This window comes from Butyrivibrio proteoclasticus P6B7 (assembly GCF_000622085.1).
GTDB lineage: Bacteria > Bacillota > Clostridia > Lachnospirales > Lachnospiraceae > Butyrivibrio > Butyrivibrio proteoclasticus_A.
In genome coordinates, this window is the sequence record NZ_JHWL01000005.1 from 45,110 (window position 1) to 61,401 (window position 16,292).

General features: G+C 40.3%; 22 protein-coding genes. All 22 read right to left on the reverse strand.

The features are described 5' to 3' along the window. Positions 1–6 precede the first annotated feature (6 nt). On the reverse strand, positions 7–669 hold the full coding sequence (locus T541_RS0106065; RefSeq protein WP_026651852.1) for a hypothetical protein: 663 nt from the start codon (positions 667–669) through the stop codon (positions 7–9). Positions 670–690: 21 nt separating this feature from the next. Beyond that, complete coding sequence (locus T541_RS0106070; protein WP_026651853.1) at positions 691–1,323, reverse strand: redox-sensing transcriptional repressor Rex; 633 nt, start codon at positions 1,321–1,323, stop codon at positions 691–693. Between the two features lie 134 nt (positions 1,324–1,457). Further along, positions 1,458–1,982, reverse strand: a complete 525-nt coding sequence (locus tag T541_RS0106075; RefSeq protein WP_026651854.1) for a hypothetical protein — start codon at positions 1,980–1,982, stop codon at positions 1,458–1,460. A gap of 42 nt (positions 1,983–2,024) precedes the next feature. After that, the gene (locus T541_RS0106080) at positions 2,025–2,621 is read right to left on the reverse strand and encodes a low molecular weight protein-tyrosine-phosphatase (RefSeq protein WP_026651856.1); all 597 of its coding nucleotides are present in this window, start codon (positions 2,619–2,621) and stop codon (positions 2,025–2,027) included. Between the two features lie 368 nt (positions 2,622–2,989). Further along, complete coding sequence (locus tag T541_RS18965; RefSeq protein ID WP_051538119.1) at positions 2,990–3,316, reverse strand: class I SAM-dependent methyltransferase; 327 nt, start codon at positions 3,314–3,316, stop codon at positions 2,990–2,992. Between the two features lie 22 nt (positions 3,317–3,338). Beyond that, on the reverse strand, positions 3,339–3,938 hold the full coding sequence (locus T541_RS18970; RefSeq protein WP_242840755.1) for a methyltransferase type 11: 600 nt from the start codon (positions 3,936–3,938) through the stop codon (positions 3,339–3,341). Between the two features lie 8 nt (positions 3,939–3,946). Further along, complete coding sequence (locus T541_RS0106095) at positions 3,947–4,939, reverse strand: serine hydrolase domain-containing protein (protein ID WP_026651857.1); 993 nt, start codon at positions 4,937–4,939, stop codon at positions 3,947–3,949. 94 nt (positions 4,940–5,033) lie between these two features. Further along, on the reverse strand, positions 5,034–5,252 hold the full coding sequence (locus T541_RS0106100; RefSeq protein WP_026651858.1) for a hypothetical protein: 219 nt from the start codon (positions 5,250–5,252) through the stop codon (positions 5,034–5,036). 128 nt (positions 5,253–5,380) lie between these two features. Next, positions 5,381–6,397 (reverse strand): AAA family ATPase, encoded by a 1,017-nt coding sequence (locus T541_RS0106105; RefSeq protein ID WP_034466281.1) that lies wholly within the window; start codon positions 6,395–6,397, stop codon positions 5,381–5,383. Beyond that, on the reverse strand, positions 6,387–7,085 hold the full coding sequence (gene pnuC / locus T541_RS0106110; protein WP_026651860.1) for a nicotinamide riboside transporter PnuC: 699 nt from the start codon (positions 7,083–7,085) through the stop codon (positions 6,387–6,389). The genes T541_RS0106105 and pnuC overlap by 11 nt, the downstream gene beginning before the upstream one ends. A gap of 69 nt (positions 7,086–7,154) precedes the next feature. After that, positions 7,155–7,871, reverse strand: coding sequence for a flavodoxin family protein (locus T541_RS0106115; RefSeq protein WP_026651861.1), 717 nt, complete (start codon positions 7,869–7,871; stop codon positions 7,155–7,157). A 95-nt stretch (positions 7,872–7,966) separates the two neighbouring features. Continuing rightward, entirely contained in the window at positions 7,967–8,398 is a 432-nt protein-coding gene (locus T541_RS20595; RefSeq protein WP_051538120.1) for a GNAT family N-acetyltransferase, read from the reverse strand. 33 nt (positions 8,399–8,431) lie between these two features. Next, positions 8,432–8,989 carry a flavodoxin family protein gene (locus tag T541_RS0106125; RefSeq protein ID WP_026651862.1) on the reverse strand — a complete coding sequence of 186 codons (558 nt, stop codon included), beginning with the start codon at positions 8,987–8,989 and terminating at the stop codon, positions 8,432–8,434. 4 nt (positions 8,990–8,993) lie between these two features. After that, a complete protein-coding gene (locus T541_RS20600; RefSeq protein WP_026651863.1) occupies positions 8,994–9,656 on the reverse strand; it encodes an HD domain-containing protein in 663 nt (220 codons plus the stop codon). A gap of 12 nt (positions 9,657–9,668) precedes the next feature. Next, a complete protein-coding gene (locus T541_RS0106135; RefSeq protein ID WP_026651864.1) occupies positions 9,669–10,238 on the reverse strand; it encodes a histidine phosphatase family protein in 570 nt (189 codons plus the stop codon). Between the two features lie 163 nt (positions 10,239–10,401). Further along, the gene (locus tag T541_RS0106140) at positions 10,402–11,148 is read right to left on the reverse strand and encodes a GNAT family N-acetyltransferase (protein WP_026651866.1); all 747 of its coding nucleotides are present in this window, start codon (positions 11,146–11,148) and stop codon (positions 10,402–10,404) included. Between the two features lie 68 nt (positions 11,149–11,216). Beyond that, positions 11,217–11,864 (reverse strand): GyrI-like domain-containing protein, encoded by a 648-nt coding sequence (locus tag T541_RS0106145; protein WP_026651867.1) that lies wholly within the window; start codon positions 11,862–11,864, stop codon positions 11,217–11,219. A 7-nt stretch (positions 11,865–11,871) separates the two neighbouring features. Beyond that, positions 11,872–12,783, reverse strand: coding sequence for a helix-turn-helix transcriptional regulator (locus T541_RS0106150; RefSeq protein ID WP_026651868.1), 912 nt, complete (start codon positions 12,781–12,783; stop codon positions 11,872–11,874). A 249-nt stretch (positions 12,784–13,032) separates the two neighbouring features. After that, positions 13,033–13,998 (reverse strand): hypothetical protein, encoded by a 966-nt coding sequence (locus tag T541_RS0106155; RefSeq protein ID WP_155839470.1) that lies wholly within the window; start codon positions 13,996–13,998, stop codon positions 13,033–13,035. Positions 13,999–14,103: 105 nt separating this feature from the next. Continuing rightward, positions 14,104–14,529, reverse strand: coding sequence for a hypothetical protein (locus T541_RS0106160; RefSeq protein ID WP_026651870.1), 426 nt, complete (start codon positions 14,527–14,529; stop codon positions 14,104–14,106). 89 nt (positions 14,530–14,618) lie between these two features. Then, positions 14,619–15,197 (reverse strand): GNAT family N-acetyltransferase, encoded by a 579-nt coding sequence (locus T541_RS0106165; protein ID WP_034466286.1) that lies wholly within the window; start codon positions 15,195–15,197, stop codon positions 14,619–14,621. Positions 15,198–15,389: 192 nt separating this feature from the next. Then, complete coding sequence (locus tag T541_RS0106170) at positions 15,390–16,244, reverse strand: hypothetical protein (RefSeq protein ID WP_155839471.1); 855 nt, start codon at positions 16,242–16,244, stop codon at positions 15,390–15,392. Positions 16,245–16,292 lie beyond the last annotated feature (48 nt).

Below are 16,292 nucleotides of genomic sequence, written 5' to 3' on the forward strand. Positions count from 1 at the left end.
AACGCCTCATTCTACATAATCACTTTCATTACCAGATAGCGGGCGCCTTATAGGATGCCTTCTGTCCGGATCATATTTCATATCGAATATCTCGATAACTTCAGGTCCAAAGATCTGATGCATGTAAGAGTAGAGGTTGTAGTTCTCCATCTCTGTTTCCTGAAGCCTTATTACATTCTTCTTAAGCTCAATCCTGACTCTGGATATCCACTCATCCATGGCCTTGATCTCTGTAGTATTGTCATGAAGCCTTTCATAGCAGACATTCATGGTCTCTATCATGAGCTTATAGTCAACATCGTAAATCTGCTTAGACAAATCAAGAAGCTCATCCTCATGGCTTGCAAGTCTGTCGTTACAGTCGTTGATAAGCCTTGTTCTGTCCTGAATCTCCTTCTCAATGGCTGCTGCGTTGCCGCTTTTATTGGCCTGATCTCTTAAGGGCACAATTTCACCAAGAAGCTTCTTTTTAAGCTTCTTGATATCTTTAGTCTCGCTGCGGATCTTGCCGTCGCGCTCAACAAGTGCATTCAGTTCCTCCGAAAGACTTTCGATCGCCGGAGTCATCTCTGTCTGTGTAAAGAGCTGGTGCCACTTATTATCAAGTGTCAGTATGGGAATACTCTTTCCCTCCAGCGCAGACATGTACACTTCTTCATTCTTAGCCATTGGATTCTCTCTAAACAGAATTTAATTTTCGTACCTACTAATATTATACGATAATTTCATCAAACTGTCAGATAAATGTACATTTTCTACCTGAATATTGTTAGGAACATCCAGGTCAACATGGGCAAAGTTCCATATAGCCTTGATTCCGCAGCCTACTAATTTTTCTGCCATTGGGACTGCCTGATCCTTAGGAATAGTAAGAACTGCTATCTCTATATTATTCTCCCTAACGAACTCTTCCATCTCATCGATTGGTCTAACCTCAACATTACCAATCTTAGTGCCATAGAGGGCTGGGTTGCGATCGAAAGCTCCCTTGAATACAAAGCCTCTCTTAGTGAAGTTGGTATAGCCAGCAAGAGCCTGCCCGAGATGGCCTGTTCCGATGATAACAAGACTGTGCTGCTTATCAATGCCAAGAATCTTACTGATCTCATCGTAGAGATAGGTGACATTGTAGCCATATCCCTGCTGTCCGAATCCGCCAAAGTTATTAAAATCCTGTCTGATCTGTGAAGCCGTAACCTTCATGATGTCGCTCAGTTCCTGGGATGAAACCCTCTCAACTCCCTGGTCCTTGAGCTCTCCTAAATATCTGAAATAGCGTGGTAATCGACTGATTACCGCCTGTGATATCTCTTTAGATGCCATAAAACCCTCTCCTTAACGCAAAACCGCGAAATTGTGCATACAACTTTGTTAATTAATACACAATTATATTATAGGGTCACGTTAAATAAATGTCAATCCATTTATAGCCAATTGGCATCTGCGTTTATAGGAATTTACAACTCTGTATAATGGGCAGTGTTCTGCTGGTCATTCATAGCTCTTTTGCCAAGAATCATAAGCATTCCGCAGGCCGCGAAGAAGAATCCTATTGCTACAGCGGAAGGAATGGTATTGAAAATGTTTGACACTGAACTTATCATTGCCATTTTTGATAAAGCATAGGCGCCGTAGCTGCGACCAATGATCACGTTCTCCACAAGGTTATATATGACCATGAGAACCTGCACCACTATTCCCAGTACCAGAAACGCAATGCCCTGAACCTTGTAGGCTCTTTCATTGGATGAGTTCATCGCAAGAAGAAGGCCGCAGTATACTATCAGGTTAACTACATTTGGAACAACCATAATACCTATTATTGTCGCTGGAAGTGCATAGCGCATTTCTTCATGATAGCCGTAAATAGCTGCAAACATGCTTTGATTAAGGGCTACGACTATCAAATTCAATAGAGATATGGCTTGCATGACTATGGCTACTATAATAAAGGTGTGTACTGTATTTTTAAGATTGTTCATTGGTTTTTCCTCGTATTTACTAGTATTTGAATTTATCAAGAATCAGCCCCTTGGGAAGTCATCATGAATGAGACTGGCGTTTCGTGGTTCATCGGCGTAGTCATCATAATGTGCGTTGTCTTCTGCTTCTGACAGCTCTCTGGCATATTGGGGATTAGTGAGAATCTGTCTAAAGAGCCCGTGGCAGCCATCAGAACAGTCTCTCCAGGTGGCATCGAAGTTGCCTGTATACCAGGGATCTGCCACGTCCCCGTCCCTGTCTGCATATTCAAGCATCTTGTGGACCTTATTCTCTGGGTCGCCGCCAAATACGCGGTTGAGGTCTCTTATGTTAGCGCTGTCCATGCCTATTATGAAGTCAAACTTGTCGTAGTCCGCTCTGGATGTGAGTCTGGCTCTTTTTGCTGATACGCCAAGTTCGTTGTCGTCAGTACCAATGCCGTGTTCACGGAGCTTAGCTCTAGCTGGTGGATAAACCGGGCTTCCTACACCGTTCCAGATCTCGTCTGTGTGGGTTGCACTGGACTCAATGTGGAAGTGTTCTGATAAGCCTTGCTTATTGACTATGTCCTTCATTATGAATTCTGCCATGGTGGATCGGCAGATGTTGCCGTGGCAGACGAAGAGTATGTTTATCATGGGTTGTTCCTTTCTATTCTAATGATGTGTTCGGATATAACTTGCTATCGCTTTTATTCTGCTACTATTCCTGAAATTGTAATAGTGGCAGTCGATTTTTGTGTAGTTTTACTGCCTCTATTGCTGTTTATCTTGATAGCGGCAGTGCTTTTTTGCTTGCTTTTCTGCCTCTATAGCACCTTTTATAAATATAGGCAGTTTATTTATCCAAAAAGATTCTGCCTATATCAATGGCACACTGAATATAGGCAGAAACCTTCTGCAATAATCAACTGCCTATATTAGCATTACTTGGGATAAAGGCAGAACTCCGATCATAAATTAAACTGCCACCATTTGTAATATCCTATATTGAGGCAGTTTTCAACTCAAGGTGTGCAATGAATCTCTTTTAACTTATTCAAGAACACTTCTCTGCTTTCTACGTGCTCTAATGCAGAAATAGCTATTATCATATCATATAAATTCTCTGCTATTGGATAATGCTCAATAGTATCCACATAGCCATAGATACAATTAGATATGCCATGCTCTCTAGCATTAGCTCTAAGTTTCTCAATGGCAATCTCCAATATATCAACACAATCTATCTGACATCCGTTTCCAGCCAACTGATCTGCGATGAAAATACTATTTCTTCCACTGTCACGTATCTTCTCTACTCTTGAATCCAATGTATTTTCTCTTCTCTTCATCGGCCCTTTTGAAAATCCAATCTTACCAATGCCTTCCCGTTAGGTAGCATAATCTTTTTTTAAGAATGTCTTTATATCCTATTTCTTGCATTTGGGCTAAAAGAGATTTCTCGTCCATCTGGTGATGTACCTCATCCAGTCTGTCAAATGCATGTAGATAAGGCGAATCGGATACCCACTGCTTATCATCCGTATTGATCTGTATCGCGCATGATACGTATTCGGGATTCACCTTAAGGATTACTCTTTGAAATGCATCATAACCGATATACTCGACAAGAAGGTTCGCTATCAGTAGCTGTGTCTTTGGAAGCTGATCCGCATTATGAGTCAGATCTATATTTAAGCACTTCAGTATATCCGTCAGATTAGAATACCGCTCTGACACTGTCCGAAGATAATCTTCGTTGATATCTACTCCATAAACAGTCTGATACTTATCCCGTCTTACATGTTCCAGGCCATTCCCACCAGCAACTCCAAGCACCATAGCCGTAGTTGCAGGATATGCTTCAAACTGCTCTTTCATCATTTCATTCATAGCCTGAAGCTGTTTTACACAGTCAAGGCTCATATGATTCTCATAATCATCCAAACTTATTTCTTCCCACGGATTATTCATGTCGCTCCTTAGTTTGCAATCGCAGGTAATACTTTTTGTTCAATAAATTCTACTCTGTCAAAAATCCTTGGCTTGAATGTACCAGTCATACCCACAGACACATTCAGCCCTTTGTTAATATAGATGATATTTCCGCTATCACCAATGGCAGCATAAACTCCCCTGTCATCGTATGGCTTGTACCATAAGTATCCATAGTTCATGAATCCGAATCGTTCTCCAAGCTTAAGATGTGGTGACAGCATATCTTTTAAGTATTCTTCTGAGATGATTCTTTTTCCATTATACAAACCACCACCAATCACCATCGCACCGATCACAGCCATATCTTTTGCCGACATGCAAAGTCCCCAGCCTGCAGTAACGCTGCCCTGCGGATCAGTGTACCACTCGTATTTCCTTGGATTCTTATTCATAAAGAAATCAAACTGATCTTCTTTAGAACTGTCGCCGTGAGGTATACGGTTTGGAAGTCCCAGCGGCTCAAACAGATTCTTGTTGGCAAAATCAATGCATTTTTCACCCGTTGCTCTCTCGATTATCCCCGCTAGAATCTGAATGCCAAGTGTTGCGTACCTGAATTCTCCTGTAATCCCGTTCCGGCCACCAAGAAAATCAAGTATCGCAAGAGTAAAATCCTGGGAAGTACACACCTTTTTCCAGGGTTCTGACTTACCCTTATAAGGAGCAGTCATTGTAAGAAGGTGCCTTATCGTAACGTCATAGATAGTTTTCTCTCCGCGCTTTACAGTGTAATCCGGAAAGAAATCCATGACCTTATGATCTACATTTTTGATAGCCCCCTTGTCCAGTGCAATTCCTGCAAGTAATGCAACAATGCCTTTGGTCACGGAATTGACATTCATTGCATCCAGAGTCTTAAATCCATGCCAGCAATCATCATATACTGTAGCATCATCTTTAACCACATATATCTGACAAATATTGCTCTCATTTCCTTTGCTTTCAGAAATGTACTTATGAAGCTGTTCTTTATTCATTAAAAAGCCTCCTCTTAGGAATAAGATTTGGACGTCCTAAGAAAAGGCTAATATGATTAAAAATTCTTTTCAAGAAAAATCTTAAAATATTTCTTTAATAGATTTTCTCTATATCCCCACTAATCCCATACTCATCCTTGAACTGAAACAGGTCCTCAGAATTTCTGATCAGCATAACTTCCTCAAAGGCTCCAGTATGGATATCCTGAAATCCGGCAACTTGCTCTCCATTACAGATACTTGCCTTGATTACAGGCTTTTTGTTTTCTTTGTCGTAGGTTTTCTTTTCAGATTTCTTTTTAAAGAACATCATTTATCAGCCCCTCTTAAAATATCAAGCATATCCTGCGGATTCTCAGCATTTTTACTATGATAACATTTCTGAGCGCAGTAAAAAAGAGACTTTCACGAATTTCTTCCGCAAAAACCTCTATAGTATCTTCATTTATTGGGACAATCCAGCAATTTCTCAACTTCTTTGACGGCAGCCATGTAGCGTTCCTGATACGAACCATTTATGGATACTACCTGCTTTCCGTGAGAAAGTATTAAATCTTTAATCTGGTTGCTATACTTAAGCCTATCATCTCTAATGACTTCACTTCTGTCTCCGTCCTGAACAAAAGGAACATCCGGCTCCAGGAACAGAATTAGATCATATGTATTGATGGCATCTATAGCATCTGATAAAGCTTTATTCTTATCAATCTCAGGGTCATTTAAGAATTTCATGTAAAACTGGGTAACAAGAGTATCAGTATCAACAAACAGTACCTTATTACTGTTCTCAATAGCCTTAATCTCATTAAGTTTGTGCTGCAACAGTATTTCCGTAAAATCAGCGGATATCATCATAAGGTCTGTACCGCTTCTTTCAGAAATATCTCTTCCAGCCTCATCTATATAATTTGTTGCAAAGCGATTTGCAAGATTGATGGTCAATGTGGATTTCCCAGTGCTTTCTCCGCCCATCAAAAGAACTTTTTTTACATAAAAGGGCTTAACCACATTTGGAAGCCACTCCCAATGCTCATATGGATTTCTTCTGATCTCAGTAGAACTAATTCCATTTCTAGGGAATCTATGCAGTTCACTGTCCGGATAGCACTTATTCCAAAAGCTGTTATCATCATAATCATCGCCGCAAAAAACGATATCTATAGGTTTACCAATCTGCTCTTTTACCTTCTGTGCATCTGCATCCCAGCAGTTCTCGTTGTATTCTTCCTTGGAAGCAGCATCGTCCTCAAGCATTATGATACTAACATTCCCGATGTGCTTGGTAAGCTGATACAGCCACCTGTACCTGACTCTATAATCAATCTCACCTCGATTAGGGCCAACGCTTAATACTATATATAATTCCTCGCACATGTTAGCTGCCTGAATTATGCAGTCAACATGGCCTAGGTGTAGCGGATTAAATGATCCGCCATACATTCCAACCTTATACCTCATTTTTCTTAGCCTCCCTATACCAGCGGAAGAACATGATAAACGCATTTACCAAATACACTGACCACATAGCTAGCGTAGCAATATTTTCACCACCCTGCACAAAACTAACAGCCCACATAAATACAGTGACAACATCAACAACGATCCACAGAATCCACTGTTCTGTAAGGCGTTTAATTGAAAGAATCTGAGCCACTACCGATACAACGGTACTCATACTGTCAACATATGGAAGATTACCACCAAGCCTCTTCAGGACCATTCCATAGCCAACTATTCCAACCGCAGTAATAGCGTAAAGGATAAGACTCTTTGATAGATTGAGACGTTCCTTAATAACCTCTCCTGTTTCAGAATTCATATATTTGCGCCAAGCGATGAATCCCACAAAATTAAGTGGCAGATAGTAAAAGACATTTAGCATTACTTCACCATAGTATTTTTCCCCGAAAGCGACTATAGCATAAAGAATTGTATTAAAAAATCCAAAGATAAAAGAAGAACGCTTGCCTTTTCCAGTAAGTATTACACACCATACACCAGTGAGAGCTGCAAAAACACTGATCAGTGAATCCTTCCAGTAAATTGATAATCCAAGTATTACCGCTGTGGCAAGCACAAGCCACGCCACATCAAATACTTTCCAGCCAGCAAGTTCTTCTTTTAAATAGTTACGTATTGCTTTCATATTTATCCTCTTTACATTAGTGAATTTCCTTAGAGGATTATATACTATTTAGCTTCTCACAAAAAGCCTCTATTTCCATGGTCTTACTTTACCAATCCAGCCATTCTCATTCCAATACTTAAAGTCGGTGTATTCGGGATCCTTTTTACCAAGGCTCGTCTGCAGCATCCTTACAATGTAGAACTTAGCTTTCACAGAAATATTAGTATGCCCGGGTTTATCATAGTTGATAGCATGCATTTTACGTGCGACACTGCTTAACTTCTTTTTGAAAGAGGCTTTTCTTTTGTCCTCGATCTTGTCCCAATCAATTTCAGACATCAGTTTGAAACTAACAACTTTGATAGTCGAAATGCCCCACCAGGAAAGGCTGTCCTTAACGTCCTTTGCTGTGGATTTCCCGCCTGCTCCAAGGCACTGTGTGATTATCACTGCACGCTTACCAAACATCTCTTTTGCTGGGCGATGGGGCATCCACCTGTAGCCAAAATGGTCAAGCAAAGCTTTCATTGCGCCGGTCGTATGGAAAACATATGCAGGTGATGTAAAAACAAGCAAATCCGCTTCAAGCAAGGACTTCTCGATCTTCTGTACTATTTCAGCATCCTTGCAGAGGTTCTGATTATTTCTAAAGCACGCAGTACATCCAGTACAGAAACCAGGACCATCTTTTGGAAGATAGTATTCCGTGATCTCTGCATCAGCTCTGAACTGCTCTAAAAAGACTTCTTTCATTCTGTATGTAACACCGTGCTTTTCAGTTCCGTTTATCACTGTGATCTTCATTTTGCATTCCTCCGCACTCTCTTCTTGTTATCCTGAATGGAGTTTTCATCCCTTGCGTACAGTTTGTTAAAGTGATTCTGTAAACTATCTTTCAATTATTCGCAGTACATACATATAGTTCCATTTGATAACTTAAATCCATTCTTTTCGTAAAACCTAGCCGCTGGTGCATACTCGCTTGTATAAAGAACAATTCCCGCAAGTCCTTTTTCTTTACTGTAATCTTTAACTGCATTTAATAGCTGTTTACCTATTCCATGCCCTTGTCGTTCGGGAAGAACTGCCATCTCATTAATGTAAATCTCCTCTTTGCTTCCAGAAATCTTACAAAGTGCAAATATACATCCTAACACTTCACTATTTTCTTCATATACATACCCAACAAATCTTTTCTGCTCAAAAAAATCTTGAAGATATTCTGTTGCATTTTCTACTGTCCAATCTATTCCCCAATGCTCCATAGGAAATGCTTTTGAATAAATCATTCCACATTGTGCTAAGTCAGTGTTCTCCATAACTCTAATCATTTTTCCACCTCACCACCAAATCTCGATTTGTCTTTATCTATTAGACTGGAATTGAATCTTCTTACAGAAATCAATTATTTCTTGTTTCCTAGGCTCTACATTCTCTTTATACTCAATTGATGTAAGGCCAAGATGACCTGCGCATTCAATATGCAAATGACCATAGAAATGCTCAATGCTCTGAATTATCCTGTCGCACTCATGCATGCCTGGGCCAGTTCTAAGAGCAACTGAATATCCCTTCTTGCCTTCTTTGATTGAAGCATGCGGTTCATGTGTATCGCACCAAGGCGTGCATCTGTCGATAAATGCCTTGTACTGTCCTGGAATATCAGCCCAGTAGGAGGGTGATACAGATACGATGACATCTGCATTGTCGAACTCATCCAAGATTTTGAGGATGTCGTCATCCATAACACACTTTGCCGTGCTGTGGCAGGTCCTACATCCCCTGCAGAAGTCAAAAGAATAATCATCTATACAGATACATTTTGTATCATATCGAGTAGAGATTTCCTTCTCTATGATGTTGACAATTTCTGCTGTAGCTCCTGTTTTTACAGGGCTGCAATTAATGATTAAAGCATTCATTGGTTTATTCAAAGCCTTTCTTTGCCTGCGCTATAATCTGTTCAAGAAGCTCTATTCTCTGGGTTAGTTCTTTATCCATCATATCCTTGGCGGTCTTAGTTCCCCTTGGAAGTGTCATGTACCATCTAGCTATATCAATCTGCTTTTGACAGGATTCGATGATCTCAACATTTGTCTTTTCGTGAACGGAACTGCCCATAGCCATTGCAATCCTGATAATATCAAACCTGTCGATATCATCGCTGTCTCTGATGGTGGTCTGGAATACGCTCATATCCTCAGGTAACGTGTCAGTCAGATTATGCCTTCCGATTCCCTGCACTATTTCTTTTGCCATATCAGGATTATAGCCTATTCTTGCAAGATACTCTGCGGCAATATCGGCGCTTACCTGTGGGTGTATGCGCCAGTCGTCACCACATTCTCTGTAGCCAACGTCATGAAGAAGGCAGGCAACAACAGTATCGGTGACGGGGAGGTTCTCAGCAATTGCGATCATCCTGCCGTTTTCTGCAACTCGTATTGAATGCTCGTAGCGATAGAGCATGTCGCCTCTATCAGGCGTTGGTCCAAGCATCTCATAAACAAATTTCTTGGTGGTTTCTATCACATCTTCTGTTTTATTGTATCGATCAAGTATCTCTAGTGCTCTTTCTGATAAAGACATTTTGTATCCCCTTTATTTGCTTTTTTCTTTATGAGCTATCTCGTTTATTTCAACGACATCTCTTTTATCAAAAACTATTTCCACAACGTTGGGCATCCAGTCCATCATGCGAATAAAGTCGTCATAGCCGTACTTAGGTGATAGGTAATCTAGTATTGAGCTAAATGCAGTTCCGTGGGTGCCAAGGACTATGTTGTGCCCTTCGTATTTATCAAGAACATCCATGAGTGCTTCTACATTGCGCTTCTTAACATTCTGGATTGACTCGCCCCAATCACTCTCCCATTCAGTAGCTTTCCATCTCTGGGGATTACTTCTAAGTCCAGTACCTTTAATTCCGGCTTCACGTTCCCTAAAGCGTTCATCAGTCTGGATGTTGATTCCCAATGCATCCGTCAGTCTCTTTATTGTGTCGACACTGCGTTTGTATGGGCTGCAGACAGCAACATCTATTCCTTTATCTTTTAGAGTATCATATACAAACTGTGTATCAGAAAGACCTTTCTTAGAAAGCGGTCTTGTCCTGTCATCCTCCACAGTTTTGTCTGGTTCTGCGTGCCTAACGAAGTATATTCTAGTCATTTAGTCCTCCAGTCATTAATCTTCCAAGAATGCGCATCTCATCTGCATTTCTTTGATGATACTATATTGAAGCGCAAGAAAAAAGAGGTTCTCACGAATTACTATCGTAAAAACCTCTCTGCGACTCTTTTTCTGACATGAATCACGCATCAACTATGTATTATTACTTCCCAATCTGCTTAAGGAATTTCTTATCATTCATCTGCTCGTTGGTCACGTACTCGCCATCACAGAAGAAAGAATATGTTGTGATAGGAGTAGGCGCATTCTGGGCTTCGTCTCTACTTTGGATCTTGATTGCTTTGAACGGAATGTTGTTCTTCTTAGCTGTTTCTTCCAGGACTGGAACATACTTAGCATTGAATGGACACTGGTTTGTGTAATAAAGCACATAGCCTTTTTCATCTATGTGTGGATGCTTGGCACATTCCTTAAAAGCTGGCTTGGCAGCCTTCTCATCAAATGGCAGGTACCAAAGCTGAATACCATTATCAGCTTCATCGCATACTTCAAAGCCTTTATATTTCAAGAACTTAGGATCCGCAAGGAATGGCTTTTTCTTGGCAGATGAAAGGATGCAAAGACCTTTTCTGCCTTTTTCCTTACTGTCGGCAATGCAGGCATCAAGAAGCTCTGTGGAATAGCCATGTCCCTTAAAAGAGCCAGAAACCCACAGGCAATCTATGTACATATAACCATCAGCCTCAATAGGGACCCATGCACTCTCAGCAGGAATGTACTCAATAAAGCATTTGCCACGCTCTGCGCTCTTTAAAAAGACAAGTCCCTCATCAAATCTGTCTGCAAGCCATGCTTTCTTAGATGAAACCTGCACGTCTTTATTATTGGATATGGCACAGCAGATGTGCTCTTCTTCTAAATTGTCCTTGGTAACTTTGATATATTCCATGGTCATTCCTCCAATTCACATTCAAAGCGAATACCTGATTTGGCGATTTCTTCAGATCAGTCATCGTTCTATAAGTTACTTCTATCTTTCTGCTTTATAGGATGTCTTATCACAGTTTTAAGTTTCTCCGGAGCTACCTTCCTTGCATCACTAAGATATATTTCATGGTGAAGTCTTTTATCAGTAATGTCAAGCTCGTAGCCCTGCTGCTCAATAAATTCGTGCATCATCTGTACCGTTGCAGGTTCGTCATCATAGGAGCCGATATGCATACACTGAACGCACAAGCCTTCCTCAACGGTTAGGAACTCCACCTTGGAAAAATCCATTTTCTTTTTACGTGTTGCCTCAGATACTGCCCAATCAAAATCTTCCTTGGTAACAAAGTCTGGAAGTCTGATCACTGAAATCCAGTGGAAGTTCTCTTTGTGAGCATAATCAATTCCATCTACACCGTCTTGCCACCAGAAGCCTTCCAAGGGCGGAACAACATAGTCAAAATACCCTTCTATCTGATGGTCACCCTTCTTGCTCATCTTTATGGTGTACGCAATCCCATACAGTAATTCGATAGATTTCTTGTATTCACCATCTTCCTGATTTGGGTCTCCTTCCCCGCGCACTGCAATGTAATTCATGCTTGGAATCGTCACAATGCTGGGCTTATTCTTTGGCATGTAGAATTCTTTGTATTCTTTCTTATAATCAAATGGCATATTTATCCTAGCCCCCCTCATAGTTCTTTTTCATAGCCTCAATTGTATTCCTGATCCTGTCCCTGGCTTCCTTAGGTTCAAGGAGCTCAGACTTCTCTCCAAAGGTCAGTATCCAGGTGACAAGGTTATCCATATCAGTGTAGTCAGCGGTGAATAGTAGTCTGCCGTCCTTTGCCTCTGTATAGCACTCTGGGCCGAACTCTTCCACCAGCCTCCATTTGACGTCTTTTGTAAAAAGAGCTTTCACCTTTATTCCACCTGGAAATATCTTTTCCGTGGAAAGATCTGGCGTCGGGACAGTTCTACAATTAAACGCAGTGTCAGTCATCGTAACCTTATCCATACGATTTAGCTTGAACAGACGAAAATCTTTCCTTTTCAAGCACCAGCCCCACACATACCAGCTGGACCATTTGAAGACAACGTAGTAAGGCTCTATCTTGCGGACACTTTCACCCTTTTGGCTGTAGTAGGTAAACTTAAGTATGTGCCTACTTTCAATGGCGCTTTGTATAACTTCAATTTTTGGAGCAAGAGATTCCCTGTACCAGGATGAAAGGTCGATCAGAACTGAATCCCTGCCGCTGACAAACTCTGAAGATCCTGCCTGGATTTTTTCCATGAGCTGACCATAGTATCTGCTGCCGCTGACACTATCAAGACTCCTTAGACCAGCAAGGATCATCTGCATGTCCTTCGATGTCAGAATAGTCCTGTCCATGCGATAGCCATCCATGATGCTGATTCCTCCGCCAACTCCCTGGGAAGTCTGTATAGGAATCCCGGCCTTACACAGAACCTCGATGTCTCTATTGATAGTTCTTTTTGAAACCTCGAATCGTTCTGCCAGCTCAGGTGCTGTAGTTTTCTCTTCCTGAAGTAATACAGAAAGTATTCCAATCAGCCTGTCTATCTTCATTATCTTTCACTCCACTAAAATCATATCATTGCAAACACGACATCTATATGTCATGTTTATTATATCATTTTCTTATTTGATATAAAAAACCTCTATCTCATTACAAGATAGAGGCGTGAAATTATATGATTATATTCGTATTTGTCGATCATGAATACCTTTTTATGTTATCTAAAATGTAGTTTCAGACATAACAAAAAACTGCCTCATAGAATCTTATATTTTTTATGTTTTGTTTCTCCTCATTCGTTACTGTATATTATCTAATTTTTTCATAACATAATCCAAAACTTGTGCATCCATTGCCTCATCATTAATATAATAAGCATTTTTTTTCCTAGAGCTTAAGATTAGTCTATCTTCATTTAGGTATCTTTGATAGATCATTGTCTTCGGAAGTGGCATCTCATATACCAAATCAAACTCCTCAAAAGGCGCCTCGTAATTATAGACGCTCTGTCTCACTAACTCTCCGGCGTATAACCACTCCATGTATCCCTTGTCGAATGTTTTATGCTCCGGAAGTCTTACCTTATGGAAAATATCCTCCGGTAAATTGTGTCTGGCGATTATCACTAATCCGTAGGCGTATTGACAATGAAATTTCCCGAAAGCCGTCAAATAGCCTCTACGAGAATGATTTTCACATATTATCTGCAGATTATCAGAAAGCATGACAGCATCCTCTTTAAGAATAGCCAAAAAGCAGGCTACATATGCTCTGTACCATTTGCCATCTTTGGATGCTATATACTTTTCAGCATTGGCTATAATTGTTTGCTCATCATACTTTCCCTTGTATAGAATACATTGCAAAAGAGATGTGGCATTCACCAGCATAGGATTACCATTGGCAGCTAATGGTAAATCCTCCGGACATGCATTATAAATCTCGCCATAATCAGCACAACACAGATATGGGATTACACTGTGCGCTATGAAACAATGATCGCAGCTTTTTGGGAAATGCCATGATAGTTCGCGCTTATTGTAAGTAAAAAATATCTGTTGCATCCGCCCATAGTCTTTAGCCTTGGCCGCGGCCTTTAGCTCATCCAATAGGGCATCCTTCTTAACAAAAAGCCCAACACTCGAATTGTGCCATCCACCTATCATATGTCTGTGATACTCTCTGTCTGTTTCAACCGTCTCTTCCAGAGCAATATTTCTATAGTAATTTAAATCTTCAAAATGTTCTTTTTCAAATTCTAACACCACTTATTTTTCCTTTCGTTTCAAAATATCAATGTGGTACAGGTCCTGTATTGTGCCTAAACGAATCTATTTAAGCATGTTCCATGTCATTTAAGAACAGCCTCCTTAGCTGTTCCATCCATTCTCCCACCCTTCTTTCAGATATGCTTCTAGCATTTCCATCAAGGTCTCATAATCACCAATGTCATGGCTTCCGGCCCATCCTAGCGCATAAGTATGGGTAAGATCGTCGTAGATAAAGCTGTCATCATCCACACATCCGAGCCATATGGACCTCTGGTCTTCATCTTCCCACCAGTCAAACAAAGATTCCTCATCACATTTAAAGTAATCAAAGAAGCTGTTATTCTGCCTGTAATATTCCTCAAGTTCAGAAACAATCATCTTATCTACCCCATGTTCATCGCACAGGTTCCTGAAAGCCCGGATCTCTTCTTCCGAAGCCGGAGTCAGCTCAAAGCAGCGTCCGTGACAGATATAACCGGATCCTTCCTTAGTACAGTATTTTTCAAATAGTTCCTTAACAGTCATATTCTCTCCCAACCTTGCTATAAAAGGCTTCTTAATTGTTCAATTTCTTTTTCCCACATAAATGATTGCCCCGCAAACTCCGAATTTATCTAACCATTTATGCCTTGCATGTGCATATAATCTTCTCTAAGCATACCGTAAATATTATAGTCGCAATAAACGGAAACCATTTTCCCTTGACGAACGGTTCCTTCTTTTATAAAACCACATTTTTCCATAACTTTATTTGAAGCAGCATTTCTCACATCCACCCGTCCATTCAATCGGTCAATTTCTGTGTTCTCAAATACAAACCGTAACACTTCCTTCAAAGCTTCTGTAGTAATTCCCGTACTCCAGTACTCAGGATTAATCCTGTATGCTATATCGCCCATTCTGGCATTTTGAATATCAAATACTGCGATCATACCTACCACTTTATTGGTTTCTTTCAATACAATTCCCCAATCAAGATCAAGAGAAGGTTTTCTTTTTACCCAAGGACGTGGATCAATAAACATGAGTTCAGGATTTTTCTCGCCTTTGCTTGCTTTTCTTCCCCAATATGTATAAATTTCATCTCTTCCCAACCACTCTTTTAAATCATCCACATCGTTTTCGTTAAGCACACGAATAATCAGTCTGTCCGTTTCAAGAATTGGCTTGTCTATTGCATAATCATTTAACATAGTCTCCTCCATCTACTAATCCCGATTTGTCATCGTCTATACTACTGAAAGTTAAACATCTTTAGCCATATAAAGCATCATATCCTAGATTAGGCCTGTCTCGCTTCTCTTCCATGGGATAGTACCAGATTCTATCCGACACTCTTTTCAGCATCTTCACACCAATTATCTTTCTTGATTTCGATTTCTATATTATTCCTCTAATAGAGCAGCCCAGTAGCCATCAATTGCTGCTTTGTTATCGTATGAACTGAGTGCCATAAGCAAAAAGAATAATTTACTCACTTCCTCAAACGGCGGCATCTCACAATATGTCTCATATCCCGCCTTGAATTCATCCCAGTCCTCAACCTGGTAATGAAGAAAGCTAAGCTCCCATTCTACAGGTCCAATCACATACGCATCTAAATCAACACATGCTACAATATTCTCATCGCAAAACAAGAACTGATCCGCGCAGATGTCGACCATAATTAGAGAATTCCCACTGTTTGAAAGCTTTTTATCCTTTATCTGCTCGTAACAACCCCTGACCTTTTTATCTGCATCATCATCTCCACTCCAATGCTCGCTAATACAATCTTCAATATATCTTCTGGCATTTTCAAAAAATAAATCTCCTTTTGAAACGCCCAAAAGTCCGGAATAATCATACTTTGTCCTGTGATTATATCCAATAAACTGCCCCAGAGTATAAGCGTTTTTCTTTCCCTTTGGAAAAAAATCATTACCCCATGCTGTTCCTTCAACAAACTCAAAAACGCTTGCATCTTCATTGGCTGCTACAAACGGAGCCACTTTTATGTGAGGGTTATCCTTCAAAGTATTGTAGATATTATGAAGACTTGAATTCTGCCCCTTTACCGAATAACCAAACACCTTTCTCATCATTGTCCAGAACGGTGAAAAATCATCTCTTGTCATTAAGGGAGTCTTTAAAATATATCTTTTTCCCTCGTATGTAAAAAAACGTATTTCATTGGATGAGACTCCTCCCATCTCAAAAGAGGATTTATTCCTTTGAGCATATTCCAAAATCGTGTTCATTCCTTATCTAATGAGTCCTCCGTAAAAATATAATTCGTATATAATACT